This is a genomic window from Streptomyces sp. TRM68367 (assembly GCF_014495685.1).
Lineage (GTDB): Bacteria > Actinomycetota > Actinomycetes > Streptomycetales > Streptomycetaceae > Streptomyces.
Window position 1 is genome coordinate 36011 of the sequence record NZ_JACTVI010000004.1, and the last position, 24478, is coordinate 60488.

At 71.7% G+C, this 24478-nt stretch carries 21 protein-coding genes, 1 tRNA gene and 1 pseudogene; 5 read left to right on the forward strand and 18 right to left on the reverse strand.

All coding sequences use genetic code 11. The annotated features are described in order from the left end of the window. Positions 1-7 precede the first annotated feature (7 nt). Positions 8-1552: an amino acid adenylation domain-containing protein gene (locus H8R17_RS04230; protein WP_187821762.1), complete on the reverse strand. Its 1545-nt coding sequence runs from the start codon at positions 1550-1552 to the stop codon at positions 8-10. Then, a complete protein-coding gene (locus H8R17_RS04235) occupies positions 1549-3486 on the reverse strand; it encodes a type I polyketide synthase (RefSeq protein ID WP_187821763.1) in 1938 nt (645 codons plus the stop codon). The genes H8R17_RS04230 and H8R17_RS04235 overlap by 4 nt, the downstream gene beginning before the upstream one ends. A gap of 624 nt (positions 3487-4110) precedes the next feature. Between H8R17_RS04235 and H8R17_RS04240 the strand changes: the two genes are divergently transcribed. Then, positions 4111-5124 (forward strand): GAF domain-containing protein, encoded by a 1014-nt coding sequence (locus H8R17_RS04240; protein ID WP_187821764.1) that lies wholly within the window; start codon positions 4111-4113, stop codon positions 5122-5124. 376 nt (positions 5125-5500) lie between these two features. Beyond that, the gene (locus H8R17_RS04245; protein ID WP_187821765.1) at positions 5501-6310 is read left to right on the forward strand and encodes a tetratricopeptide repeat protein; all 810 of its coding nucleotides are present in this window, start codon (positions 5501-5503) and stop codon (positions 6308-6310) included. 383 nt (positions 6311-6693) lie between these two features. On the opposite strand, the gene H8R17_RS04250 is transcribed toward H8R17_RS04245, so the two are convergent. After that, a tRNA-Pro gene (locus H8R17_RS04250) sits at positions 6694-6770 on the reverse strand. 161 nt (positions 6771-6931) lie between these two features. On the opposite strand from H8R17_RS04250, the gene H8R17_RS04255 reads away from it, so the two are divergent. Together H8R17_RS04255 and H8R17_RS46330 are read left to right on the forward strand one after the other, a co-directional pair. Next, a complete protein-coding gene (locus H8R17_RS04255; protein ID WP_187821766.1) occupies positions 6932-7639 on the forward strand; it encodes a transketolase in 708 nt (235 codons plus the stop codon). Positions 7640-7692: 53 nt separating this feature from the next. Then, positions 7693-7814: pseudogene (locus tag H8R17_RS46330) on the forward strand (transketolase); the annotation flags it as partial. 138 nt (positions 7815-7952) lie between these two features. Here the strand turns inward: H8R17_RS46330 and H8R17_RS04260 are convergent. The 15 genes from H8R17_RS04260 to H8R17_RS04330 form a co-directional block, all read right to left on the reverse strand. Continuing rightward, positions 7953-8312 (reverse strand): MmcQ/YjbR family DNA-binding protein, encoded by a 360-nt coding sequence (locus tag H8R17_RS04260; protein WP_187821767.1) that lies wholly within the window; start codon positions 8310-8312, stop codon positions 7953-7955. A 30-nt stretch (positions 8313-8342) separates the two neighbouring features. Then, a complete protein-coding gene (locus H8R17_RS04265) occupies positions 8343-8876 on the reverse strand; it encodes a GNAT family N-acetyltransferase (RefSeq protein WP_187821768.1) in 534 nt (177 codons plus the stop codon). Continuing rightward, positions 8873-9451, reverse strand: a complete 579-nt coding sequence (locus H8R17_RS04270) for a helix-turn-helix domain-containing protein (protein ID WP_187821769.1) — start codon at positions 9449-9451, stop codon at positions 8873-8875. Before H8R17_RS04270 ends, H8R17_RS04265 begins: the two co-directional genes overlap by 4 nt. A gap of 58 nt (positions 9452-9509) precedes the next feature. After that, entirely contained in the window at positions 9510-10412 is a 903-nt protein-coding gene (locus tag H8R17_RS04275) for a LysR family transcriptional regulator (RefSeq protein WP_187821770.1), read from the reverse strand. A 29-nt stretch (positions 10413-10441) separates the two neighbouring features. Further along, the gene (locus H8R17_RS04280; RefSeq protein WP_187821937.1) at positions 10442-11635 is read right to left on the reverse strand and encodes a glycine C-acetyltransferase; all 1194 of its coding nucleotides are present in this window, start codon (positions 11633-11635) and stop codon (positions 10442-10444) included. A gap of 73 nt (positions 11636-11708) precedes the next feature. After that, positions 11709-12737 carry an L-threonine 3-dehydrogenase gene (gene tdh / locus H8R17_RS04285; RefSeq protein ID WP_187821771.1) on the reverse strand — a complete coding sequence of 343 codons (1029 nt, stop codon included), beginning with the start codon at positions 12735-12737 and terminating at the stop codon, positions 11709-11711. A 164-nt stretch (positions 12738-12901) separates the two neighbouring features. Beyond that, positions 12902-13471, reverse strand: a complete 570-nt coding sequence (locus H8R17_RS04290; RefSeq protein WP_187821772.1) for a GAF domain-containing protein — start codon at positions 13469-13471, stop codon at positions 12902-12904. A gap of 58 nt (positions 13472-13529) precedes the next feature. After that, positions 13530-14147 (reverse strand): ATP/GTP-binding protein, encoded by a 618-nt coding sequence (locus tag H8R17_RS04295; protein WP_187821773.1) that lies wholly within the window; start codon positions 14145-14147, stop codon positions 13530-13532. Further along, positions 14125-14496 (reverse strand): DUF742 domain-containing protein, encoded by a 372-nt coding sequence (locus H8R17_RS04300; RefSeq protein ID WP_187821938.1) that lies wholly within the window; start codon positions 14494-14496, stop codon positions 14125-14127. The genes H8R17_RS04295 and H8R17_RS04300 overlap by 23 nt, the downstream gene beginning before the upstream one ends. 2 nt (positions 14497-14498) lie before the next feature. Further along, positions 14499-14930 (reverse strand): roadblock/LC7 domain-containing protein, encoded by a 432-nt coding sequence (locus H8R17_RS04305; protein WP_187821774.1) that lies wholly within the window; start codon positions 14928-14930, stop codon positions 14499-14501. 68 nt (positions 14931-14998) lie between these two features. Further along, positions 14999-17296 carry an ATP-binding protein gene (locus H8R17_RS04310; RefSeq protein ID WP_187821775.1) on the reverse strand — a complete coding sequence of 766 codons (2298 nt, stop codon included), beginning with the start codon at positions 17294-17296 and terminating at the stop codon, positions 14999-15001. 482 nt (positions 17297-17778) lie between these two features. After that, on the reverse strand, positions 17779-19044 hold the full coding sequence (locus tag H8R17_RS04315; RefSeq protein ID WP_187821776.1) for an MBL fold metallo-hydrolase: 1266 nt from the start codon (positions 19042-19044) through the stop codon (positions 17779-17781). Positions 19045-19143: 99 nt separating this feature from the next. Further along, positions 19144-20673 carry an aldehyde dehydrogenase family protein gene (locus H8R17_RS04320; protein WP_187821777.1) on the reverse strand — a complete coding sequence of 510 codons (1530 nt, stop codon included), beginning with the start codon at positions 20671-20673 and terminating at the stop codon, positions 19144-19146. A gap of 46 nt (positions 20674-20719) precedes the next feature. Then, positions 20720-22105: a VOC family protein gene (locus tag H8R17_RS04325; RefSeq protein ID WP_187821778.1), complete on the reverse strand. Its 1386-nt coding sequence runs from the start codon at positions 22103-22105 to the stop codon at positions 20720-20722. Between the two features lie 28 nt (positions 22106-22133). Then, positions 22134-23303, reverse strand: coding sequence for an FAD-binding oxidoreductase (locus tag H8R17_RS04330; RefSeq protein WP_187821779.1), 1170 nt, complete (start codon positions 23301-23303; stop codon positions 22134-22136). Between the two features lie 168 nt (positions 23304-23471). Between H8R17_RS04330 and H8R17_RS04335 the strand changes: the two genes are divergently transcribed. Further along, the gene (locus tag H8R17_RS04335; protein WP_187821780.1) at positions 23472-24398 is read left to right on the forward strand and encodes a LysR family transcriptional regulator; all 927 of its coding nucleotides are present in this window, start codon (positions 23472-23474) and stop codon (positions 24396-24398) included. Positions 24399-24478: the final 80 nt, after the last annotated feature.

Genomic DNA, 24478 nt, shown 5'->3' on the forward strand with positions numbered 1-24478 from the left:
CGAACCGTCAGCGTGCGCGGCAGAGTTCGGCGATCAGTGCACGACGGTCGATCTTGCCATTGGGGTTGAGCGGCAGCTGATCCAGGACGGCGATCCGGCGGGGCATCATGTACGGCGGCAATCGTTCGCCCATTGCTGCGTAAAGCCGGTCGGGGTCGCATCCGGAGCCGCTGACGGCGGCCCGAAGCTCCGGTTCGCCGTCCGAGGCGGGAAGGGTGACGACGATCGCGTCACGCACCCCGGGCTGCTGCCGCAGCGTGGCCTCGATTTCCCCGAGTTCGATCCGGTGACCGCGGATCTTGACCTGGTGGTCGGTCCGGCCCAGATGGACAAGCTGACCGTCTTGCATGGTGACCCGGTCTCCCGTTCGGTACCAGCGCCGCTCCGAGGGCGGGTTGTCGTCGGCCGGCCGCAGGTCGCCGGTGAGGAAGCGGCCCGTGTTGTGCGCCGGATCCAGGTAGCCGGGGAAGCGCAACGGGCCGCGTACGCAGAGCTCGCCGCTGTCGCCCGGCCGGCCCTCCTCGTCCAGCAGCAGCACGTCGAGGACCGGGTAGGCGGCCCCGATCGGCGCCGTGCCGTTGGGCGTGCGCGGCCAGTCGGCCACGCCGTCGGAAAACCGGTAGGCGGTGCAGGAGATGGTCAGTTCCGTGGGCCCGTAGAGGACTTCCAGGCGGCTGTTCGCAGCGGCCTCCCGCCATTCCCGAGCCGCCTGAAGACTGAGCGGCTCACCGCCGAAGACGCTCCACCGCAACGTCGGCATGCTGCCCGGGGTGAGAGTGCCCAGGCGGGAGGCGAAGGAGATCAGCGACGGCACCGAGAACCAGTGCGTCAGCCGCAGGTTGTTGACGGTCTTCACCGGGGACAGCAACTGACCGCGCTCCGGGACGACGAGCGTGCCGCCGCCCGCCCAGGCGACGAACAGGTCGTGCACGGACCCGTCGAAGGTCAGCTCGAACGTCTGCGACAGACGGCTGCCCGGCCCGATGCCGTACCGGCCGGCGACCTGGTCCAGATAGGCACAGATGTTGCGGTGCCGGATCGGCACGCCCTTGGGGGCGCCGGTCGAACCAGACGTGAAGATGATGTACGCGACATCGTCCGGACCGGCCTGCGGATACGGCACATCGGGCACGGGCCCGCCGGTGAGAGCTGCCAGTTCCCCGGGCCCGGCCACGTGGACGGGCACGCCGAGGTCCGCTCCAGTGCAGGGACTCTCGGCCAGGACCAGGTCGAGGCCCGCCGCCGCTGCGATCTCGGCGGTCCGCGTGGCCGGGTGCTCGGGGTTGAGCGGCACGACGGCCGCACCGGCCCTCAGGATGGCGAGATAACCCGCATACGCGGTCACCGAACGGGCCGCGAGCAGCCCCACCTGGCGCGGCGGGGTGTCGCCGGCCTTCCCGACCAGGCGGGCGGCCAGCCGCTCCGCGACGTCCTGCAATTCCCCGTAGGTCAGCTCTGCCCCGGCGACCTCAAGAGCCGTCTCATCGGGGTACGCGGCGGCCGAGCGGGCGAACCAGTCGTACGCGGTGCGAGGGGCGCGCGGATCGCTCATCGGAGCGCCGCCTGCAAAGTCCGCGTCCACTGCCGCAGTTCGGCGACCGTGCGCAGCCGGCCGAACTCCTCCGGGTCGACCTCCTGGCTGCACCGCTTGGCCAGATCAACGACGATCCGCAGCTTCGCCAGCGAGTCGATGCCGATATCGGTGAGGGTGGAGCTGTCGTCGAAGCCGGTGCGCGCGTGCTCGCGCAGGACCCAGGCCGCCAGGTCGCCGTCGTCATGCTGCTCACCGGGCCAGTACCGCCTGGTCTGCCAGGGATAGACGGGCAGCGGCACGTAGCAGCCGGGTTCGGAGAACACGGCTGCCCAGTTCACCTCTTCACCCCTGCGGTAGCGGTCGGCGACGGTGGACAGAGGCCGCCCGTCCAGTGACGGTGCTCCGGTGAGGGCCGCCGCCATCTCTTCGTGGCTGCTGCCGACGACGGCCATCCGGTGCTCGTGGTGCTGCCGCCGGGTGACTGCGCTGTAGCAGATGTCGCGCAGCGCGTACGACGCTCCGGCGCCGCCGGGACGGAGGTAGCCGGCATACGATCGGGCCAGCGCCTCCAGGGCCGCGTCGCTGTGCGCGGATATGACCAGGATGTACGGCCTGCCGTCCGCCGTGGGGTCGGCCGACGGTCCCTCGGCCTCGGCCTGCCGGAGCACCACGTGGGCATTGAGGGCCGAGGAGCCCTGCCCGCTGACACCGGCGACGGCAGGTCGGCCCACATCGGGCAGTTGCCGGAGCTCGCGCGGCACGACCAGCGGCAACCTGTCCCAGTCGACGCGCGGATGGGGGGCGCTCAGATGCAGGCTGGCCGGCACCTGGCCGTGCTCAAGGCACAGCACCGCCTTGATCAGACCGGCCATGCCGCCGCCGGCCTCGGCGTGACCGATGTTGGTCTTCACCGAGCCGACGAGCAGCGGCCGGTCCGCGGGGCGCCCCGCACCGAGCACCTTGCCCAGCGCGGTCAGCTCGAGCGGGTCGAGCAGGGGCGAACCAGAGCCGTGCGCCTCAACGTAGTCGACGTCGGCCGGGTCCATCCCGGCGTCCTCGTATGCCCAGCGGAGCACCTCCACCTGGCCCTGAACCGACGGGCTGAGGACCGTGTCACTGGTACGGCCGTCATTGCCCACCGCGCTGCCCTGAATGACGGCACGGATGCGGTCGCCATCGGCCAGCGCATCCGCCAGGCGCTTCAGCACCACGACCGCCACCGCGTCGCTGGGGGCGTACCCGTCCGCGCCCGCGTCACCGAACTTACTGCGCCCGTCGCGCGCCATCCCGCCGGCGTGAGTGAGCACGAGACCCTCGTCCGGACGGAGCGCGATACTCACCCCGGCGGCCAGTGCCAGCGGGCTCTCCCCGGCGCGCAGGCTGTGCACGGCCTGGTGTACGGCCACCAGCGACGACGAGCAGGCCGAGTCCACGACGACACTGGGTCCGCGGAAGTCGAAGAAGTGGGACAACCGGGCGGGCAGCAGCGACCGGAAGTTGTTCAACTGGGCGGCCGACACGGACTCCGGGCCCCGCCGCAGGGCGAGTTCCAGGTAGTCGGCCCGAGCGTTGCCGACGAAAACCGCAGTCCGAGTACCCGCCAGCAGGTCAGGGCGCTGGCCGGCATCCTCCAGCGCGTCCCAGGCCGCCATCAGCAACAGCCGCTGCTGCGGGTCGAGTTCGACGGCCTCGGAGGCGGACATCCCGAAAAACTCGGCGTCGAACTCGGCAACCTGTTCGACATAGCCCGCGCGGCGGCTGGCCATCCGCCCGTGTCTGGGTTCGGGGTCATGAAGGGCGTCCACGTCGTACCGTTCACGAGGCATCTCGCTGGTGACGTCCACACCCTCCCGCAGCAGAGCCCACAATTCGTCGGGGCCTGTCGCACCGGGCAACCGGCAGGCCATGCCGATCACCGCCACCGACCGAGCGTCCACGTCGGACCTGTTCATGAGAGAACTCCGTTCCAATACATCGCCACTGTCCGTACGTTATGGCGCAGTTGACTGCACCCACGCACGACCCCCTGCGTGGCCGGTTGACAGTGGTGGCCACGGCGCCGGGAGCCAGGCGGCTGGCGCCGCGCCCCTCGCAAGGCTGTTGCTGCATTCAGGCCGACGAGAGGCCGCCTTGCAGCAGCCAGCCGATCACGACAGACAGCATGAACCTGCATAACACCCAGCACTGGAGCCGGATCCAGCGGCCTCGACGCTTCCGCGCACACCACCCCAGATTCGAAAGCAAATTCGAGCACTTCACGTCAGGCCGAGCAGGGCGCTTCAGCTTCATGAACAAGTCCACCGCATGATTGTCAGATGCAAAATCGTTTCGTTTCGATGGGCTACCGGAGATTGACGGGAAGTGATCGCCGTTGGTTCAAACATCGAAAAATTTGGACAGAATCCATGGCTGGGCACCTGGCGACCGCGCCGGAGGCCGCTGGGCGGGGGCCGCCGGGACCGCGCCGCAGACCAAGTCGCGCGGCCTCCTCGGCGTTCACTGCGGGACAGGTGAGATGGGATTGACCTCGAGGGGGGGTGATCCAGACAGGCCGGATCTCTGCTTTGATCTGATACATGGAATCCCTGTCATCCGAACACCATCGTCTCGCCAGCGAGCAGCGGACGCTGCGGCTGAGGATTCTCGGCCTGAACACCGTTGAGGCGGAAGCCACGTTCGACCGCGTTGCGCGACTCGCGGCCAGTTTCACCCAGTCTCCGTTGGCCATGGTCAACTTCATCAACGACGAGCAGCAGATGTTCCGAGGCATGTACATGCCCAGCGCCTCCCCTGAGGACGCCGGGGCCCAAGGCAGCGGAATCTCGTTCGATTTCAGCCACCTCGCCCGCGAGGCACCAGGCGACTACGGCTTCTGCCCCCACGTGGTCGCCCAGCAGTCCCAGCTTGCCCTGGACGACGTCTTCGACTACCCGCGTTTCAAGGGGAACGCCCTGGTAAACGACCTGGGCGTGCGGTCCTACCTGGGTACTCCGCTGCGCGACAACACGGGCATAGTCCTCGGCACCGTGTGTGTCGCCGACGTCAAGCCCCGCACCTGGGACCGCCAGCTCAGGCAGGCCATGCAGGAACTCACGGAGACCCTGCTGTCCGAATTCCGACTGCGTGACAGCCTGCTCGCCCAGCAGCAGGAACTGTTCGCGGTCTTCGACGGGGCTCCGTTTCCCATCATGCTCACCGAAGGCCCCGACCACCTGCTACGTTACGCCAACGGGAGACAGGGCCAGCTCTTCGGTATGGTGCAGCAGTTCAGTCCCGGCCGGCAGGCACTCCCCAGCCTCGACAGGAGCGGCGTCTTCAACGCGATGGACGACGCCCTCCGCACGGGGCATCCCACCACGCTGCCGTGGGCGTCGCTCAGGACGTACGACTCGCCGGCGCCGCAGGACTTCAGTTTCCTGTGCACACCGGTGCGTACTTCCCCGGGCGCGCCGTTCAAGGGCGTCCTCACAGTGGCGATGAACACCGCGGGGCAGGGCTACGCCGACGCCGAGCCGCAGGCATTCGCTGCCAACGTCCAGCAACGGTTCGAACGGTTGGGTGAAGGTGCACTGTCCAACAGAATGCCCTGACAGTGGGGGGAACGCTCCCCGCAACCGCTGAGCCCTCGGCACGCCGCACTGCCGGCCCGAATACGGATCGTTCCCTCTCCCGGGCGCGGGACGAAGGGGAGCCGCCCAGCGTCCTTCCGCGCGACGACGCGCGGAAGGACGCTGGGCGTCGGGGACGTCAGTGCGGTGGCCGGCCTCACCGGAGGGGATCGAGGAGACGACTGTACTGAGCAACACCTCCGACGCTGTCGCGTCACCGTCTGATGGGATATTGCCTGGAAGCGGCGTGCCGCCATCCCCTCGGTGCGCCCGACAGGGTTTGCCCCGGCCAATGTCCGCACCGTGGCGGGGAGATTCACGCCAGAGTCCACCGTTCACACGTGGAGGATCAGCCGCGATGGCCGCGCCCAGCCTTGACGACAACTTACGACGGCAGGCCCACCGCGCCTTGAGGCAAGGCGACTTTGTCTCCTCGGTACATCTGTACGCCCAGATCCTGGACCGCCCACCCACTGGGCCGGACGTCGAGGATTCCGACACCCTGCAGGCTCGTGCCGACTACGCGCTCGCGCTGAACGGACTGGCCCACTACACGCGTGGCGAGGTCCAGCTGCAACACGCCCTCCAGGGGCAGAAGTGCCTTCTTGGCCCCGACCATCCAGCCACCCTGACGACGATGGCTCGACTGGCCGACAACCTCGGTGAACAGCGCCGGCGGGCGCAAGCATACGAACTTGCCCACACCACCGTCGACCGCGCCCTCCGCACGCTCGGCGCCGACCACCCTGTGGCTCTCACCGCCCGCCTCAGCCTGGCCCGCGCGATGCTCCGTACCAGGCCATACGAGGCCGAACCCGTCGCCCGCGCCGCCCTGCGGGACATCGACAAGGCACTCGGCGATCAGCACTGTGACAGCTGGGCCGCACGCCACCTCCTGGTGGGGATTCTGCGCGCGGTGGGCAAACTGGAAGAGGCAGAGGCCGTCGCCCGTGACGTGATCACAACTCGGCGGCGCTACCAGGGCGCCACGCATCCGCATACTCTCCAGGCCCAAGCCGACCTGGCCCTGATCCTGCGTGCCGTCGGCCGCACAGACCAAGCCGAGGCGGTGATCCGCGCGGTATTGGCTGTCAGCACATGGGCCCTGGGGACGGAGCACCCATGCACAATCCGCTTCCGCATCGCAGGTGAAGCAATCACCAAGTAGCGCATCCGGCTCGACCAGAGGCGCCACGATCGGACGGGCAGCGGGATCAGCGCCCAGGGCGGAGGGCAGCGCGCCGAGCAGAGCGCACAGGATGTCGCCTGCGTGGCGATCGGGCCGCCGTGCAGCCGGTACAGCGAACTGCGGAACCTGGGCAGCCCAGCCGCGGTGGTAAGGAAATGTGCTGGTCACGACAGGTATGACGAGACACTCACCGCGCCGGCTCCGAGCACGCTGCCCCCGCCTGATCACCGACAGTCACCACGGGGCGTGGGCCTTCGCCGCCTGCTCCGCTCCCCCACCCCGCAGTGCGACCACCACGCTCCAAGAACGCGAAAGCCGCCCTCCCTTAAGCGAGAGAACGGCCTCCGACCTGCAAACAAAGCTGGTCGGGACGACAGGATTTGAACCTGCGACCCCTTGACCCCCAGTCAAGTGCGCTACCAAGCTGCGCCACGTCCCGTTGCCCGTCTGACCTGGAGTTTCCCCCGGTCGGGCGTGCATGGAAACAATACCGTACTCGAGGCGGTGATCGCGCACCCGTTTTCCGCGGGGAGCGCGGTGACGTGCGTCGATGCCCTGACACTTGACCTGAAGTTTGGTTGAGCTTGCACGATCGCCGGCATGACGATGACCGAGGAACGCGGGCGTACGTACGAGTACGCCGACCTGTCGGGGCTCATGGGCCTGATGACCGGCGACGAGAAGCACGGACCGGCGGCGACGTCCACGCTGGACGTGCTGTGGGTGCTCTACGACCGGGTGCTGCGGGTGGGCCCCGAGCGGATGGACGACCCGGAGCGGGACCGGTTCCTGCTGTCGAAGGGGCACGGCCCGATGGCGTACTACGCCGTGCTGGCCGCCAAGGGCTTCCTGCCCGTGGACTGGCTGCCGCACTTTGGGGAGTACGACTCCCCGCTCGGGCACCATCCCGACCGGACGCTGGTGCCGGGGGCCGAGATCGGCAGCGGCTCGCTGGGGCACGGGCTGCCGATCGCCGTCGGTACGGCGCTGGGACTGCGCGCCCAGGGGCTGCACGAGCCGCGGGTGTGGGTGCTGATCGGGGACGCCGAACTGGACGAGGGCAGCAACCACGAGGCGATCGCCTTCGCCGGGCCCGCCGGGCTCGACAAGCTGCACACCGTCGTCGTCGACAACTCCTCCGCGAGCCACGCCCGGCCCGGCGGCATCGCCGCCCGCTTCGAGGCGGCGGGCTGGTCCGTCCGCACCGTCGACGGCCGGGACCACGACGCACTGTACGCGGCCTTCACCGCGCCGCATCCGGGCCGCCCGCACGTGGTCGTAACCCGCGTCGAGCCGAAGTCCGGATGAAACCCGCAGACCCCGCCCCCTCACCTGTCGGCCGCATCAGCAAAGGAACTCCCATGGACACCATGCGTGACCGTTTGCCCCTGTCGTCTCCCGGCTGCTCGACGAGGATCCCCGGGTCGCGATCGTCCTCGCCGAGATCGGCGCGGACGGTTTCGCCGAGGCCGGCCGTCGGAACGTACGGCCACGGCACCAGGACGCGCGTCGCCCCGTACAGCCGCGGCACCGGGCCGTGGCAGCCGGAGTCCCCTCCTGCCCCGGCTGCCACGCGTGTCCCCGGATCATCCCATGACCCACTGACATTGGCGCCGGTCCGTCAGTCACCGGTCGGCAGCCCGAGCCGGGGATACGACTCCAGGAGTCCCGTCGGGGCCGCCTGGCGCCAGGAGTCGGCGAGGATGTCGCGCAGTTCACCCTCGCCCTCCAGCGCGGCGAGGCGCACCCGCACCCAGGCGAACTGCGCCTCGTGATCGGCGATCCAGAACTTCTCCGGCTCCGCCAGGACCAGTTCGTCGCGCTCCTCCCTGGGGCAGCGCACGGCGATGGACGTCTCGTCCTCGGGCAGGGTGGCGAACATCTTCCCCGCGACCCGGAACGTGGGCATGCTCCAGGCGGTCTTCTCCGTCGTATCCGGCAGGGACAGGGCGATACGGCGTACGTCTTCGGCATCCGGCATGGCAGGCACCGTAGCGGCTGCCACTGACAATCACCTGGTGGGAGCATCCGCGCCCAGCTGCTTGTAGTAGATCGTCGTCGGCTTCAGGACTCCGGCCGGGTCCGCCGCGTAGTCGGGGATCGCGCCTATGGGCGTCCACCCTGCGGAGCGGTACAGGTGCTCGGCGGGGCTGTCGGTCTCGGTGTCGAGGTGCAGCAGGGTGATGCCGGCCGCGAGGGCCGCCTGTTCGACCGCGGCCAGCATGCGCCGGCCGAGACCGCGGCCTCGGGCATCCCGGTGCACCATGAGTTTCACCAGCTCGGCGCGGTGGCGGCTGTTGGGCTTGTCGGGGAGGGCGAGGCTCACGGTGCCCCGTACGCGGTCCCGTTCGCGGGCCACCCATACGGCGAGCCGCCCGGCGGCCACGGCCTCCGCCCGCCCCCTCCACCAGGCGGCGGCCTCGGCGGGGTCCAGCGGGGCGAGGAAGCCGACGGCGGCTCCGCCGTCCACGGTGTCGGTCAGCAGGTCGGCCAACTCCCCTGCACGGTCGAGCAGTTGGGCTTCGTCCAGACGGCTGACGATCACGGCCGCACCACCGCCAGCACATACCGCGCGTCATCGGTGCCGGGGCAGTGGAACCGGGTCGGCCCCCACACCCGCAGTCGCAGGCAGTCGCCGGTGCCGAGATGGTGCTCGACGTCCTGTGCCCTCACCTCCAACTCCCCTTCCAGGACCCAGATGTGCTGTTCGAGGCCGGACACGGGCGGCCGGTCGTAGGCGATGTCGGCGCCCGCGGCGAGCCGTCCCTCGACGAGTTCGCCGCGCAGCCCGGCGTGCGGCGGCGACACGGAGCGCCGCACGAAGCCCGCGGTCCTGTCCTCCCAGACCGGCTGCTCGGCGGCCCGCAGGAGCGGGGCGGGCTCGGCCTCGACCTCGCTGAGCAGCTGGGACATGGTCCGGCCGTAGACGGCGCACAGGCGGTTCAGGAGTGAGGCGGTCGGGCTGGTCTCCGCCCGCTCCGCGCGGGACAGGGTCGACCGGCTCACGCCGCTGCGGTCCGCCAACTCCCCCAGGGACCAGCCTTGTTCGGCGCGCAGCGCGGCCAGGCGTGCGCCGAGCCGGGCGTCGACCGGGTCAGGGTCGTCAGGATCGCTTCTCATATGCGGGATACTATCCCAGATATGGAACGGGGAGAATACGCGGGCTTCACGGCGTGCGCTATGCCTGGGCCGCCTCACCCAGCGCGTCCAGCACCGGGCGGATCAGCGGGTGTTCCTCGGCACCGCGGCGTACGGCGGCGAAGACCCGGCGGGTCGGGGCGACGCCGTCGACGGGGCGTACGACGACACCCGCGAGGTCCATGCCGCGCAGCGCCGAGCGCGGCACGAGCGCCACGCCCGCGCCGGCGGAGGCCAGGGCGACGACCGCGCGGAAGTCGTCCGAGGAGTGCTCCAGGCGGGGCTGGAAGCCGGCGTTCTCACAGGCCAAAACCACCACGTCGTGGCAGGGGTTGCCGGGGTACGGCCCGATCCACGCGTCCTTGGCCAGCTCGGCGAGCGGCACCTCGACCGCGTCCGCCAGCCGGTGACTCACCGGGACGACCGCGTCGAAGGGCTCGGCGTAGAGCGGGACGTGGGCCAGGCGCGGGTCGTCGGCGGGCGGCGCCCCGCGGTACTCGACCGCGACTGCCACGTCCACCTGCCGGTCCAGGACCATCGGCAGGCTGGCGTCGCCCTCGGCGTCCTGGACGCGGATGCGGATACCGGGCACGGAGTCGGCGAGACGGGCCACCGCGGGCGCGACGACCAGCGCGATGCCGGTCGCGAAGGAGGCGACGGTGACCGTGCCCGCCTCGCCCGAGCTGTACGCCGCCAGCTCGGCCTCGGCGCGTTCCAGCTGGGCGAGGACGGCGTTGGTGTGGCTGAGCAGGATCTCGCCGGCCGGGGTCAGCCGTACGCCCTTGGCGCTGCGCTCGACCAGCCGGTGCCCCGTCTCCTGCTCCAGCGCCGCGAGCTGCTGGGAGACGGCCGACGGGGTCAGGTACAGCGCGGCGGCAGCCGCCGTCACCGTGCGGTGGTCGGCCACCGCACGGAGGATGTGAAGCCGCCGCGCCTCGATCATGTGAACGATTCTCAGGTCACCGGCGCTTTTCAGCCATTCAGCTCCGCCCGCGCCGCCATGAAGGCGTCCACCGCGCGGTGCACGTCCTGCGTGGAGTGCGCGGCGGACAGCTGCACGCGGATGCGGGCCTGGCCCTGCGGTACGACCGGGTACGAGAAGCCGATCACGTACACGCCGCGCTCCAGCAGCAGTTCCGCCATGCGCCCGGCCACGCTCGCGTCGCCGATCATCACCGGCGCGATGGGGTGGTCGCCGGGGAGGATGTCGAAGCTCTCCTCGGTCATCCGGCGGCGGAACAGCGCGGTGTTCTCGGCGAGCCGCACGCGCAGGTCGTCGGCCGACTCCAGCAGGTCGAGGACCTTGAGCGAGGCCGCGGCGATCACCGGGGCCAGGGTGTTCGAGAACAGGTACGGCCGTGAACGCTGGCGCAGCAGCGCGACGATCTCTGCGCGGGCGGCGACGTAGCCGCCGCAGGCGCCGCCGAGCGCCTTGCCGAGGGTGCCGGTGACGATGTCGACGCGGTCCATGACGCCGTGCAGTTCGGGGGTGCCGCGCCCGCCGGGGCCGACGAAGCCGACGGCGTGCGAGTCGTCGACCATGACCATGGCGTCGTAGCGGTCGGCGAGGTCGCAGATCTCGCGCAGCGGGGCCACGTAACCGTCCATGGAGAACACGCCGTCGGTGACGACCAGCTTCCTCCGCGCCGCGGACGCCTCCTTCAACTGCCGTTCCAGATCGGCCAGATCACGGTTGGCGTAGCGGAAGCGGCGGGCCTTGGACAGGCGGATGCCGTCGATGATCGACGCGTGGTTCAGCGCGTCGGAGATCACCGCGTCCTCGGGACCGAGCAGCGTTTCGAACACGCCGCCGTTGGCGTCGAAGCAGGAGGAGTACAGGATCGTGTCCTGCTGGCCGAGGAAGGCCGACAGCCGGGCCTCCAGGTCCTTGTGCACCTCCTGCGTGCCGCAGATGAAGCGCACGGACGCCATGCCGTAGCCCCAGCGGTCCAGGGCCTGGTGGGCGGCGGCGACGACCTCGGGGTGGTCGGCGAGGCCAAGGTAGTTGTTGGCGCAGAAGTTGAGGACCTCGCCGGGACGGCCGCCCGCGGTGACGCTCACGGTCGCGGACTGCGGGGTGCCGATCACGCGCTCGGGCTTGTGCAGTCCGGCGGTGCGGATCTCGTCGAGGGTGGCGCGCAGGTCGTCGCGCACGGAGTCGAACATCATCAGTCCTTGGAAATCTCGGAAGTCCGGCGATTCTCAGAAGTCCTGGGGAGTCTCAGAAGTCAGGGGAGTCTCAGAGGGTCCAGTCGAGGATGACCTTGCCGCCGCGGCCGCTCGCCGCGTCGGCGAACGCCGCCTCGAAGTCGCGGTAGCCGTACCGGCCGGTGATCACGGGGGCGAGATCGAGCCCGCCTTCGAGCAGCACCGTCATCGCGTACCAGGTCTCGAACATCTCCCGGCCGTAGATGCCCTTGAGGGTGATCATGGAGGTGACGATCCGGGACCAGTCGACCGGGAACTCCTGCGCGGGCAGCCCGAGCATGGCGATGCGTCCGCCGTGGGTCATGTTGGCGATCATGTCGCGCAGCGCATCGGGGCGGCCGGACATCTCCAGGCCGATGTCGAAGCCCTCGCGCAGCCCCAACTCCCGCTGCCCGTCGGCGATCGTCGCCTGCGAGACGTTCAGCGCGAGGTCGGCTCCGACCTTGCGCGCGAGCTCCAGCCGCTCCTCGCTGACGTCCGTGACGGCGACGTTGCGGGCACCCGCGTGCCGGGCCACGGCCGCCGCCATCAGGCCGATCGGGCCGGCGCCGGTGATCAGCACGTCCTCGCCGACCAGCGGGAACGAGAGCGCGGTGTGCACCGCGTTGCCGAACGGGTCGAAGATCGCGGCCACGTCGAGGTCCACCGGAGCCCGGTGCACCCACACGTTGGCCGCGGGCAGGGCGACGTACTCGGCGAAGGTGCCGTCCCGGCCGACGCCGAGCCCGACCGTGGCCCGGCACAGGTGGCGGCGCCCGGCCAGGCAGTTGCGGCACCTGCCGCACACCAGGTGGCCCTCGCCGCTGACCCGGTCGCCGACGGCGATGTCACTGACGTCCCGGCCGGTCCCGACGACCTCGCCGACGAACTCGTGCCCGACCACGAGCGGGGTGCGGATCGCCTGCCGCGCCCAACCGTCCCAGGAGCGGATGTGCAGGTCGGTGCCGCAGATCCCGGTGCGCAGCACCTTGATCAGCACGTCGCCGGGTCCGACGGCGGGCTCGGGCACGTCCGCGAGCCACAGTCCGGGCTCCGCCCTCTCCTTGACCAGCGCCTTCACTGCGGCTCCCGGGGGTGAGATCCCGGCCGCGGGCATGCCGAAGGAGCCCGCCGACGGGGAGAGAAGTGGATTCGCCCAGCAATCTGCCGTACGGCGCCGCCGGCGTCCATCGAGCTTTTCTTAACCGCCGTCACAGCTCCGCTTCACGCCCCGCCCCACCCGGGTCAGATCAGGAGCCCGTCGCCCCGCTCCAGGCGTACGGAGAGCTCGGCGGCCTGTGCCTTGATGGTCTCCAGACCGGCCCTCCCCCAGGGCCGGGGTCCGACGTCGCAGGCGCTGACCGTGCCGAGCACCATGCCGGTGCTGTCGATGAGTGGGGCGCCCAGGTAGGAGTGGATGCCGAACTCGTCGACGACGGGATTGCCCGCGAACCGCGGGTAGTCGCGCACGTCCTCCAGGACGAGGGCCTTGTGCCGGACCACCACATGGGGGCAGAAGCCGTGGTCGCGCGGGAGTTCGCGGCCCGGCCGGGGCCGGCGGCCGCCGCCCGGCGCGACGGGCGCGGGGTCCGGGATGTGCAGGCCCGCGAAGAACTGCCCGTGCTCGCCGACGAAGTTGACCATGGCGTACGGCGCTCCGGTCAGCTCGGCGAGGCGGTCCGCGAAGGTGTCGAGCGCGGGCTCCGGGCGGTGTCCCAGACCGAGGTCGCGCAGCCGCAGGGTGCGGGCGGGCGCCTCCTTGTCCTCGGGGGTGAGCAGCAGACGACCGGCCGGGCGCGGCGGGTCGTAGCTCATGGGCGGGCTCCGGGGTGGGGGTGTGTCATGTGCGGCTCCGTGGCGGGTGTGCGGGGATTCACCTGTGGGCGCCGTAGCCGGTCGTGGCGGCCGGCGCGTGGGTGATGAGGTGGCGGACGAGGGTGAGCAGGGTCTGGATGCCGGAGGCGGAGATGCGGGCGTCGCAGCTCACGATCGGGATCGCGGGGTCGAGGTCGATGGCGGCGCGTACCTCCTCGGGGTCGTAGTGGAAGGCTCCGTCGAACTCGTTGACGGCGACGATGAATCCGAGGCCGCGCTCCTCGAAGAAGTCGACGGCCGCGAAGCAGTCCTCCAGTCGGCGGGTGTCGGCGAGGATGACGGCGCCGAGCGCGCCCTCGCACAGTTCGTCCCACATGAACCAGAACCGTTCCTGGCCGGGCGTGCCGAACAGGTACAGGACGTGGTCCGGGTCGAGGGTGATGCGGCCGAAGTCCATCGCCACGGTCGTTTCGAGCTTGTTCTCGACGCCGTCGAGGTTGTCGGTCCCGACACTGACCGTGGTGAGCAGTTCCTCGGTGCTGAGCGGGGCGATCTCGCTGACCGCGCCGACGAAGGTCGTCTTGCCCACGCCGAACCCGCCCGCCACGAGGATCTTGAGCGCGGTGGGGAAGGGGTCGGTGCCGTCGTCGTAGTCAGAGCTGTCGTCGTAGTCCATCGAGCACTGCCTCCAGAAGGGCCCGGTCCGTGGGGTTGTGGTGGAACGCTGGGGACTTGGTGGTGAGCGCCCCGCAGTCGAGGAGGTCCGCCAGCAGCACCTTGGTGACGGCTGCCGGCAGCTTCAGATGGGCGGCGACCTCGGCGACCGGGACGGGCGCGCGGCACAGGTCGAGCACCTGCGCGTGTTCCGGGCCGAGATAGCCGACGGGGGTGAATCCGGTGGCCATCACCTGTGACATGAGGTCGAGAACGACGGTGGGGCGGGTGCGGCCGTTGCTGATCGTGAAGGGGCGCACCAGCCGTCCGGCCGCGTCGTCGAGCCATGGCCCGTCGCCGACCGCCGCCACGCTCAAGGCCTCATCGCCGGGGATTCGACGGCGTGCTGCCGGGGCGCGGTGACCAGGTACGGGCGGACGCTCTTGACCAGCATCGCCATCTCGTAGCCGAGCACCGCCGCGTCGGCCTCGCGGCCGGCCAGCACGGCGAGGCAGGTGCCGGAGCCGGCTGTGGTCACGAACAGCAGGGTCGAGTCGAGTTCGACGACGACCTGCCGTACGTCGCCGCCGCCGAAGCGGACGCCGGCGCTGCGGCCGAGGGAGTACAGGCCGGAGGCCAGGGCGGCCATGTGGTCGGCGCTGTCCGGGTCGAGACCGTGCACGGACTTCACCAGCCCGTCGCAGGACAGCAGCACGGCGCTGGAGGTGTGCGGTACGCGCTGTACGAGGCCGCTCATCAGCCAGTCGAGATCGGAAACATGGCCGGTCGGCGCGTCGCTCGCCATGGTGGATCGACTCCTAGAGGTGCGAAGGTCAGCGGGAGCGCTGGGGGTGGGGGTGGGAACGGGGGTGGTCATCCGGCCGGTGCGCTCCCGTCGTGCCGGGCGGTGTGGTCGGGGCGGCGCGCGAACACGTCGGCACGCGCGCCGTGCGGCTCGTGGGACGCGGGGGTGTGCGCGGGGCGCACGTCCGTCGTGCGGGGGGTGTCGAGGGGGGTGAGGGGTGGGGGCGCGTCCAGGTGGTCCAGGTCCATGTGCCGCGGGTCCATGTGCGCAGGGTCCGTCTGCCCTGGCTCCATCTGCTGTTGGGCCTCGGCCAGGCTGATTCCGCGTTGGAAGGCGGCCATCAGGCCCGGGTCGTGTGCGGGGACGTGCTCGGGGTCCTGGCGGGGCGTGGGTCCGCCGCGCAGCTGCGGTGCGATGTGCTCCTGGGCGCGGCGGCGGGGCAGTTGGGGCTTGTCCATCGTGCCGCGCACGGCGCCGCTCAGGGGGGCGGGCGGCGCGCCCGTGTTCCCGTCGAGGACGCGCCGGTCGTCGGGGCGGATGCCGGGCACGGCCTCGGCCGGGTTGGCGCGTTCCTCGTGCACGCCGCGCACGGGCAGCGGTGTCGGCCCGGCACCGTTGTGCGCCGCGGCCCGCGCGGCCTCCCGCCGCTCCCGCCGCGTTCCGCCGGACGGGACCGCCGTACCCGCGACGTGCGGCGCGCTCTCGGTCACCGCGCGCCCGAGCCCGGCTCCGGGAGCGGACGAGGTCCCGGGACCCGACGCTGCCTCGGACACGGGCGAGGAGCCGGTCGTCGGCGCTCTCCCGGACACGGGCGTGGAGTCCGTCGCCGGCAATCCGCCGGCAGCGAACGAGGACCCCGGCGCCGGTACTTCCCCGGCAGGGAGCGAGGACCCCGGCGCCGACAGTGCCTCGTGCCCGGCTTCTGTCCCGTGCCCTGCCGGGGACGCGGCCCCTGTCTCATGCCCGGCCCCGGACGCGGCCCTCTGCCCGGAGCCGGGCTCCTGCGTGGCCGCCGTCCCAGTAGTGGCCGAAGCCCCAGTAGCGGCCGAAGTCCCAGCAGCCGACCTCGGCTGTGGATGCCGATGTGCTGGTGCGGCCGCCCTGTTGGCGCCCGCGTCGGAGCCGGCGCGCGGTTGCGGGACCGATCCGGCGGGGGCGCCCGTCGGTGACCCGAGCAGGGCCTGCGGTACGACGAGGACGGCTTGTACGCCGCCGTAGATGTTGGTCTGGAGGCGGACGGTGATGCCGTGCCGCCGGGCGAGCTGCGAGACCACGAACAGCCCGATGCGGCCGTCCGCCAGCAGGCTGGCGACGTTGACCTGGTCGGGGTCGGCGAGCAGGGCGTTCATCTTGTTCTGCTCGGCCGCTGGCATGCCGAGCCCGCGGTCCTCGACCTCGACGGCGAGCCCGGAGGTCACGAGGCCCGCGCGCAGCAGCACCTGGGTGTGCGGGGCGGAGAACACCGTGGCGTTCTCGACGAGTTCGGCGAGCAGATGGATGACGTCGGCGACGGCGTGCCCGCGCAGCCGCCCGTCGATCGGCGGCACGAGCTTGACCCGCGAGTACTGCTCGACCTCGGCGATGGCGGAGCGCAGCACCTCGGTCATGGAGACGGGGTTGCTCCACTGCCGGCGGGAGACGGCGCCGCCGAGCACGGCGAGGTTCTCGGCGTGGCGGCGGATGCGGGTGGCGAGGTGGTCGACGTGGAAGAGACCTTTGAGCAGGTCCGGATCCTCGATCTCGTTCTCCAGGTCGTCGAGGATCGAGATCTCGCGGTGCACCAGGGACTGCAGCCGCCGGGCGAGGTTGACGAAGACCTCCAGCTTCTGCTCGCTGCCGGCCTGGCTGGACAGCTGCGAGGCCTGCACGACGGCGGTGACGGCGCCGTCGTGCGCGCGGGCCAGATCGGCGGCGAGCAGTTCGAAGTCGCCGGCGCCCCCGGCCGGACCGCCGCGCGACTGCCGGGCGGGCGCGCCGTCGCCCCGGCGCAGCGCCTCGACCATGGCGCGCAGATCGGCCTCGCGGCGTGCGGTGGCGCGGCGCAGGGAACCGACGCGGTCGTGCACGGACCGGGCGGCGCGGCCCGCGGCCACGGCGGCGACAACGATGCCGACGAGGGTCACGAAGACAGCGCCGGCCAGCACGCCCCACAGGGTGAGGCTGGGCCGTACGCCGGTGGAGCGCACGGTGAACAGGACGGCCGCACAGCCGCTGAGGGCGACCGTGACGGGCGGCAGCACGGCCAGACGCAGCAGCTGGGGCCGTATGCGGGCCTCGGGCAGTGCGGGAGCGGTGCGGGCGGCCGGCCGGCCGTGACGCCCGCCTTCTCTGCGGTCGCGGGCGGCCGGGGCGCGGAGGTGAGACATCGGTGTCCTCGTACTGGTCCGTCGGTCCTGGGTGCCGGAGGGGCTGGTGGGGGCGCGGGCGGGTTCGCGGGGCCGGGTGCGCGCCGCTCGGGTCGCGCTCCGGGCGTTCCCGTCGCGTCGGCTCCCTCGTCCGCGTTGCGCCTGCACGTACCGGACCCCGCTCCCTGATTCGCTCCGACCCCGCACGACACCCACGCACGGCCCGCGCCCGGGCATGCGCCGTCGCGGCCTCGTTGTGGCGTGGTGGACACTCACAGTAGTCGCCAGCGCATCATGCGCGATGGGCAGTTGACAAACTCGTACGCTGAGCGTCCCGCTCTGGTATGAGGCCCCGTACGGCAGTCCGATAAACCGCCCCGACGATCGGTCACGAGCGGGAATATTCCGATCCGACCTGGTCAGAAGCGGTAACACGCAAAGGCGAGGGCCGGGGAGTCCTCCGCTCCCCGGCCCTCGCCGTCCGTCCTCCGTGCCGCTCCCGGTCAGCCCGCCGGGAGAGTCTCGGTGTCCTCGGCGCCCTTGGCGGCACCCTTCGCATCGTCACGCACCGTGTCGGCCTGGGCCACGGCTGCGGTGTCGATCGCGGTCTTGACCGCGGCGCCGGTGAGTGCCTCGGACACGGGCCAGCCACCCGCCGGGGCGACCGCCACCCCGCGCCACCACGGCTCGGACGGCACGGTCTCGGCGGTGGGCTCGAAGGGCTCGCCGGGCCGGGGCAGGGCGACCCGGGCGCCGGCCGCGCGGGCGGCCTCGACGGTGCCCTCGCCGGGCTCCGCCCACGGGTGCTGGGCGAGGTTGAAGGTGGCCCAGTGGATCGGCAGCATCAAGCCGGGCTCGGGGCCGCCCTGAAGGTCGAGGTGGGCGCGGATGCCCTCCTCGGGGGTCATGTGGATGTCCGGCCAGAACTCGGAGTACGCGCCGATCTGGATCATGGTGGCGTCGAACGGGCCGTGCTCGGCACCGATGTCCCTGAATCCGTCGAAGTAGCCGGTGTCGCCGCTGTGGTAGACCCGGTGCTCCTCGCCGGCGACCGCCCAGGAGGCCCACAGGGTGTGCTGGGTGTTGCGCAGGCCCCGGCCGCAGAAGTGGCGGGCGGGGGTGGCGGTCAGGGTGAGCCCGCCGGCCTTCGCCGACTCGTGCCAGTCCAGCTCGCGCAGCCGGCCCGCGGACACGCCCCAGTGCTCCAGGTGGGCGCCGACGCCGAGCGGCACCGCGAACAGGGTGTCGGTGCCGGCCAGCGCCTTGATCGTGGGCATGTCCAGGTGGTCGTAGTGGTCGTGCGAGATGACCACCACGTCGACCGGGCCGAGCGCGGCGAGCGGCAGCGGCACCGGGTGCAGCCGCTTGGGTCCGGCGAAGGGGAACGGGGAGCAGCGCTCGCCCCACACCGGGTCGAACAGCACCCGGTGGCCGTCGATCTCGGCGAGCACGCTGGAGTGCCCCATCCAGGTCAGCCGCAGTCCGGTCGCGGGCGGCCGGGCTGTGTCGGCGAGCGTGGTGGCGTGCACCGGGACCGTGCCCTGCGGGGCGCGGCGGGGGCGGGCGTCCCGGTCGAAGTAGTTCTTCGCGAAGTCGAGGGCGGATCCGGAGGGCCCGAGCCGGACTGTGCCGCCGGGGTTCTGGAAGACCCCGTCCTTGAAGTGGGGCGATCTGCGGATGCGCGCCATGCGCTCACCGCTCGGGTCCGCGCCGAAGGCTGCGGGCTGCAGGGCGCGGAGCCCGGAGCTCGGGGAACGGAAGCCGGCCACGGTACCTCCAGATGGAGTCGGTGAGGCCTCCCATTATGGTCTGCCCCACCGACACCACCCGATCGGCCGGTCACGCCGCAGCTGAAGCTGTGCACAGCTTCAGAGGAAGCTGACGTTCTGGGCGAGCGAGAGCCTGCTGGAGTAGTTGACGGTGTTGGTGGCCCGCCGCATGTAGGCGCGCCATGCGTCGGAGCCGGACTCGCGGCCCCCGCCGGTCTCCTTCTCGCCGCCGAACGCGCCGCCGATCTCGGCTCCTGAGGTGCCGATGTTGACGTTGGCGATGCCGCAGTCGGAGCCCTCGGCGGAGAGGAAGACCTCGGCCTCTTGCTGGTCGCGGGTGAAGATGCTGGACGACAGACCCTGCGGGACGTCGTTGTGCAGGGCGATCGCCTCGTCGAGGGTGTCGTAGGTCAGCACGTACAGGATCGGCGCGAAGGTCTCCTGCCGTACGACGTCGGTCTGTTCCTCGACGCGGACGACGGCCGGTTCGACGTACGCGGCGTTCGGTGCGGCCTCGGTCAGGCGGCGGTTGCCGCCCGCCAGGACCTTGCCGCCCCGGGCCTGGGCGCGGGCGAGGGCGTCCTGCATGCCGTCGAGGGCCCTGGCGGTGACGAGCGGGCCGACGAGGGTGGTCTCGTCGAAGGGGTCGCCGATCGGGAGCCTGCCGTACGCGGCGGTGAGGCGGGCGACGAGGGTGTCGGCGATGTCGCGGTGCACGATGAGGCGGCGCAGGGTGGTGCAGCGCTGGCCCGCGGTGCCGGCCGCGGCGAAGACGATGCCCTGGACGGCGAGGTCGAGGTCGGCGCTGGGCGCGACGACGGCCGCGTTGTTGCCGCCCAGCTCCAGCAGGCTGCGCCCGAAGCGGGCCGCGACGCGCGGACCGACCTCGCGGCCCATGCGGGTGGAGCCGGTGGCGCTGACCAGCGCGACCCGGGGGTCGTCGACCAGCTGCTCGCCGACGGCACGGTCACCGAGAAGCAGCCGGTGCACGTCGCGGGGCGCGCCCACGTCCTCGGCGGCCCGCTTCAGCAGCCGGTCGCAGGCCAGCGAGATCAGCGGGGTCAGCTCGGACGGCTTCCAGATCACCGTGTCACCGCACACCAGGGCGACGGCGGTGTTCCACGACCACACGGCGGCGGGGAAGTTGAACGCCGAGATCACGCCGACGACGCCGAGCGGGTGCCAGGTCTCGGCGAGACGGTGGCCCGGCCGCTCGGAGGCGATAGTACGGCCGCACAGCTGGCGGGAGAGGCCGACCGCGAACTCGCAGATGTCGATCATCTCCTGGACCTCGCCGAGCGCCTCGGAGCGGATCTTGCCCGCCTCGATGGTCACCAGCTCCGCCAGGTCGCTCTGGTGTTCGCGCAGCAACTCGCCCAGGCGGCGCACCAGTTCGCCGCGCCGGGGCGCGGGCGTGGTGCGCCAGGTCAGGAACGCCTCGCGGGCGGCCCGCAGGGCCTGCTCGGTGTCGTCCGCGCTGGCGGCTTCCAGGCCGAAGAGGTCCTCGCCGGTGATCGGCGAGCGGGCCTGGAGGCCGGCGCCCTCGGGGAGGGTGACCCCGACGCGGTCCAGGGCCGTGCGGGCACGGGCGCGCAGGTCGTCGGTGGTGGGCAGTGCGGTGCTGGTCATGGGGCTCCTTGTCGGACGAGAGGTCAGAGGAGGTGTCATAGGGGTGTCATACGAGGCGCAGGCCGAGCTGCTCGGACACGCGGGCGAGGGAGGCGTCCTGCTGCCGTGCGTAGAGGGTGAAGGGGTCCTGGACCTCGCGGCCGATGGCGCCGGAGAGCCACTCGGCGTCGTAGGCGGTGCCCTGCTGGTCGTGGTGGCGGGAGCCCTCGCCGCTGAGGTTGGACTGGAAGATGCCGGCGGCGGAGCGGGGCAGGAAGTCCTCGTACACGACCGGCTCCGCGCGCACCCAGCCCTGTGCCACCAGCTCGTCGAGGCGGGCGGGCGGCGCACCGCCGTCGCGCGGGCGGTCCGGCGCCACGTGGTACGTGAAGTACGCCAGCCCCTGTGCGGCCAGCTCCTGTTCCGTGCCGGGCAGGTGCTCCTCCCACACGCTCCGGGCGATCTCCTGCCGGTCGGCCGGCGGCCGTCCGGTGGCCCGCTGGTCGACGAGGGTGAGGAGTCGGTCGTAGCGGGCGCGGCCCTCCCGGGTGAGGGCGATGCCGCGGGCCTCGACCTCGCCGAAGCGCACCCGCAGGGCTCCGCTGACGACCGAGCCGTCGGGCTCGCGCATCGCGCGCGGCTCGGCCAGGGCGCGGAAGGAGGTCTGGCGCAGCAGGACGTCGGGGCCCTTCCAGGCGGGCGGGCCCTGGATGGTGTCGATCATCTCGATGCCGCGGTCCGTCATACGGCGGTACAGCTCGTCGATGTCGAGGACGCGCGGGGTGAGGTGGTTGATGTGGGTGCTGCGGACACCGCCGATGTCGGCGGCGACGGCGGAGATCCGCTCCAGGGTCTCGTACCAGGCCCGGTCGACCGGTTCGCCCGACAACTCGAAGGCGGCGACGGCGAGTTGGAGGAACCGTTCGGCGTCCTCGTCCGGCAGTTCCCGCTCGGCCTCGGCGCGGTCGGCCAGGGCGAGCAGTTGCGGCGGGAAGAGCTGACGGCTCGCCAGGAACGTCTCCAGGCGGGAGCGCAGGCCGTCGTCGAAGAAGCGCGGGTCGGCGGGGGTGAGCAGGGAGGTGAAGACGCGGAACGGGTTACGGGCCAGCTCCTCGCCGTCGACGGGCCGGAAGGCGGTGGAGACCACCGGGACCGCGCTGGCGGCGGCCTCGCGCAGGTCGTAGAAGCCCACCGGACGCATGCCCAGGGCGCCGAAGACCCGGGCGACCTGCGCCAGTTCGCCCGGGGTGCCGACGCGGATGGCGCCGTGGCGTTCGGCGGTCACGCGGCCGATGGAGCCCAGGCGTTCGGCGTCGGCGCCCCGGGCGCGCAGCACGTCCTCGTTGACCTCGCGCGAGACGTCCACGAGCGTGGTGTAGGCGGGGACTTCACGGCCGTACATCTCGGAGAGCCGCGCGGCGAAGGCGGCCCGCAGTTGCCACTGACTGATCATCGGCGGTTCTGCCTTTCTGTCACGGTGTTCACACGACGTGGGCTTCGGGGCGGATCCCGGCGCCGGCCCGGAAGCGGTCGGCGCTGAGCGGGGTGACGTCGACGCACGGGGTGCGGTCCAGGTACAGGTCCCGCATGATCTCGCCGACCGCCGGCGCCTGGAGGAAGCCGTGGCCGGAGAACCCGGTGGCGTAGAGGAAGTTGGCGAGTTCACCCGAGCGGCCGATGAGCGCGTTGTGGTCCGGGGTGACCTCGTACAGCCCGGCCCAGCCGCCCACGGTCTCCATGCCGGCCAGGGCGGGGGCGCGGTGGGCTACGACGCCCCGGAACAGGTCGAGCCACTCCGGGGTCCACGTGGTGTCGAAGCCGTCCGGCTGGTCGGGGTCGGCCAGGCCGAACAGGAGTCCGTCGTCGCTGTTGTGGAAGTACGCCGAGGACGCGAAGTCGATGGTGAAGGGGATGCGCGGGGCGGCGGGCGTGAGCGGGGCGGTGAAGGCGAGCTGGCGCCGTACGGGGCGTACCGGGAGGTGGACGCCGGCCATGGTGCCGATCCGCTCCGACCAGGCGCCCGCCACGCAGATCACCGTGCCGCAGGTGAGGGAACCGTGGTCGGTGTGCACGGTCGTCACGCGGTCGCCGGTGGTGTCGAGGCCGGTGACGGTGGTGTGCGTGGCGATGGTGACGCCGGCGCGGGCCGCGGCGCGCGCGTATCCGTGGACGACCAGGGCGGGGCGGGCGTGTCCGTCGCTGGGCGAGTGGGCGGCGGCCACGAGGCCGTCGGTGCTGAGGTAGGGGCATAGCCGCTGTGCCTCGGCGGGACCGATCATGCGGCTGGGGACGCCGAGGCTGTTCTGGAGGCGGACGCTGCCTTCGAAGGCGTCCGCCTGCTCGGGGCTGGTGAGCAGGAAGAGGTAGCCGACGGTGTCGAGGTGGATGTGGGCGCCGGGGCGGTCGGGGAAGTCGCGGTAGGCGCGCAGGCTGCGGTGCCCCAGTTCGATGTTGAGCGGGTCGGAGAACTGGGCGCGTACACCGCCGATCGGCTTGCCGGAGCTGCCGCGGCCGAGGTCGCCGCGCTCGACGACGACGATGTCGCGCACCCCGGCCTCGGCCAGGTGGAACGCGATGCTCGCGCCCATCACGCCACCGCCGACGATCACGACATCGGCGGTGGCAGGAACAGTACGAAAGGTGGAGGACAACGGGCCGATCCCTTCCAGAGGCCGGCGCCCGCGGGGAGGTGCGTCCGGGGCGTGGCATGGGCTGTCACTGCGGGGCGGTGCTGATCAGCTGTCTGCGCAGCATCGTGCAGCAGACGAACCGTTGACGTCCATGGACACTTCGTGCGCCTGATCATTTAGGGTCTCTATATGGACTGGACGAGTGCCCAGCTGCGCTCTCTCGTGGAACTGACCAGGCGCGGCACCATCACGGCGGTGGCCGAGGCCCTGGGCTACACACCGGGCGGGGTCTCGCAGCAGATCGCCGGGCTGGAGCGGGCCACGGGCATGGAGTTGTTGCGCAAGGTCGGGCGGCGGGTGGAACTGACCGACGCCGGGCTGGCGCTGGCCCGGCACGCCGAGCGGATCCTGGCCACGGAGGCGGAGGCCGTGCAGGCGCTGGAGCGGACCCGGGGCGAGGTGTCCGGGAGCCTGCTGGTCGGCCTGTTCGCCACGGCCGCCGCCGAGATCCTGCCGCCGGCCCTGCGCACGGTGCGCGAGGTCCATCCGGGGCTGACGGTGCGCAGCCGCGACATGGACGTGGACGAGGTCTACGACGCCGTCGCCACCGGAGCGGTCGACCTCGCGCTCGGCCTGGACTACCCGGACGTGCCGATCCCGCGCGACCCGGCCCTGCGCGTGACGCAGCTGTACGGGGAGCGTTTCGCCCTGGCGGTGCCCTCGGGCTCGATGGACGGCCGGCGGACGATCTCGCTGACGGACACCCGCGACCTGGGCTGGATCATGCCGGCGGCTGCCAGCTACTACGGCCGTGCCGTGCGCACCGCCTGCCGCCGGGCGGGCGTGGAGCCGCGGGTGGAACACGAGGTGACGGACACCGCGGCCACGCTCGCGCTGGTCGAGGCGGGCGTGGGGGTGAGCACGGTGACGGAACTGATGCTCCGGCTGCGAGCCTCGCACTTCGACGTGGTGCAGCTGCGCGAGAGCATCGAGCGGCACATCGTCGTGGTGTTCCGCTCCTCCGCCGAGCACCGGCCCACGGTGGCGGCGCTGGTGGACGTCCTGCGCACGGTGGCGGGGACGCGGGGCGGTGGGGAAGCCGACGGGGTTTCCTGAGCCTGTTCAGCGTTGCCTGGTCTCAGGGCGTTTCAGAGAGCCGGGCGAATCCGGCGAATCCGCGGCCGGGCGGTTACCAA

Bases quoted from the DNA above. Each gene is read 5' to 3' on its own strand.
- H8R17_RS04230 (WP_187821762.1), bottom strand. From the start codon at position 1,552: ATGAGCGATCCGCGCGCCCCTCGCACCGCGTACGACTGGTTCGCCCGC.
- H8R17_RS04235 (WP_187821763.1), bottom strand. From the start codon at position 3,486: ATGAACAGGTCCGACGTGGACGCTCGGTCGGTGGCGGTGATCGGCATG.
- H8R17_RS04240 (WP_187821764.1), top strand. From the start codon at position 4,111: ATGGAATCCCTGTCATCCGAACACCATCGTCTCGCCAGCGAGCAGCGG.
- H8R17_RS04245 (WP_187821765.1), top strand. From the start codon at position 5,501: ATGGCCGCGCCCAGCCTTGACGACAACTTACGACGGCAGGCCCACCGC.
- H8R17_RS04255 (WP_187821766.1), top strand. From the start codon at position 6,932: ATGACGATGACCGAGGAACGCGGGCGTACGTACGAGTACGCCGACCTG.
- H8R17_RS04260 (WP_187821767.1), bottom strand. From the start codon at position 8,312: ATGCCGGATGCCGAAGACGTACGCCGTATCGCCCTGTCCCTGCCGGAT.
- H8R17_RS04270 (WP_187821769.1), bottom strand. From the start codon at position 9,451: ATGAGAAGCGATCCTGACGACCCTGACCCGGTCGACGCCCGGCTCGGC.
- H8R17_RS04275 (WP_187821770.1), bottom strand. From the start codon at position 10,412: ATGATCGAGGCGCGGCGGCTTCACATCCTCCGTGCGGTGGCCGACCAC.
- H8R17_RS04280 (WP_187821937.1), bottom strand. From the start codon at position 11,635: ATGTTCGACTCCGTGCGCGACGACCTGCGCGCCACCCTCGACGAGATC.
- H8R17_RS04290 (WP_187821772.1), bottom strand. From the start codon at position 13,471: ATGAGCTACGACCCGCCGCGCCCGGCCGGTCGTCTGCTGCTCACCCCC.
- H8R17_RS04295 (WP_187821773.1), bottom strand. From the start codon at position 14,147: ATGGACTACGACGACAGCTCTGACTACGACGACGGCACCGACCCCTTC.
- H8R17_RS04305 (WP_187821774.1), bottom strand. From the start codon at position 14,930: ATGGCGAGCGACGCGCCGACCGGCCATGTTTCCGATCTCGACTGGCTG.
- H8R17_RS04310 (WP_187821775.1), bottom strand. From the start codon at position 17,296: ATGTCTCACCTCCGCGCCCCGGCCGCCCGCGACCGCAGAGAAGGCGGG.
- H8R17_RS04320 (WP_187821777.1), bottom strand. From the start codon at position 20,673: ATGACCAGCACCGCACTGCCCACCACCGACGACCTGCGCGCCCGTGCC.
- H8R17_RS04325 (WP_187821778.1), bottom strand. From the start codon at position 22,105: ATGATCAGTCAGTGGCAACTGCGGGCCGCCTTCGCCGCGCGGCTCTCC.
- H8R17_RS04335 (WP_187821780.1), top strand. From the start codon at position 23,472: ATGGACTGGACGAGTGCCCAGCTGCGCTCTCTCGTGGAACTGACCAGG.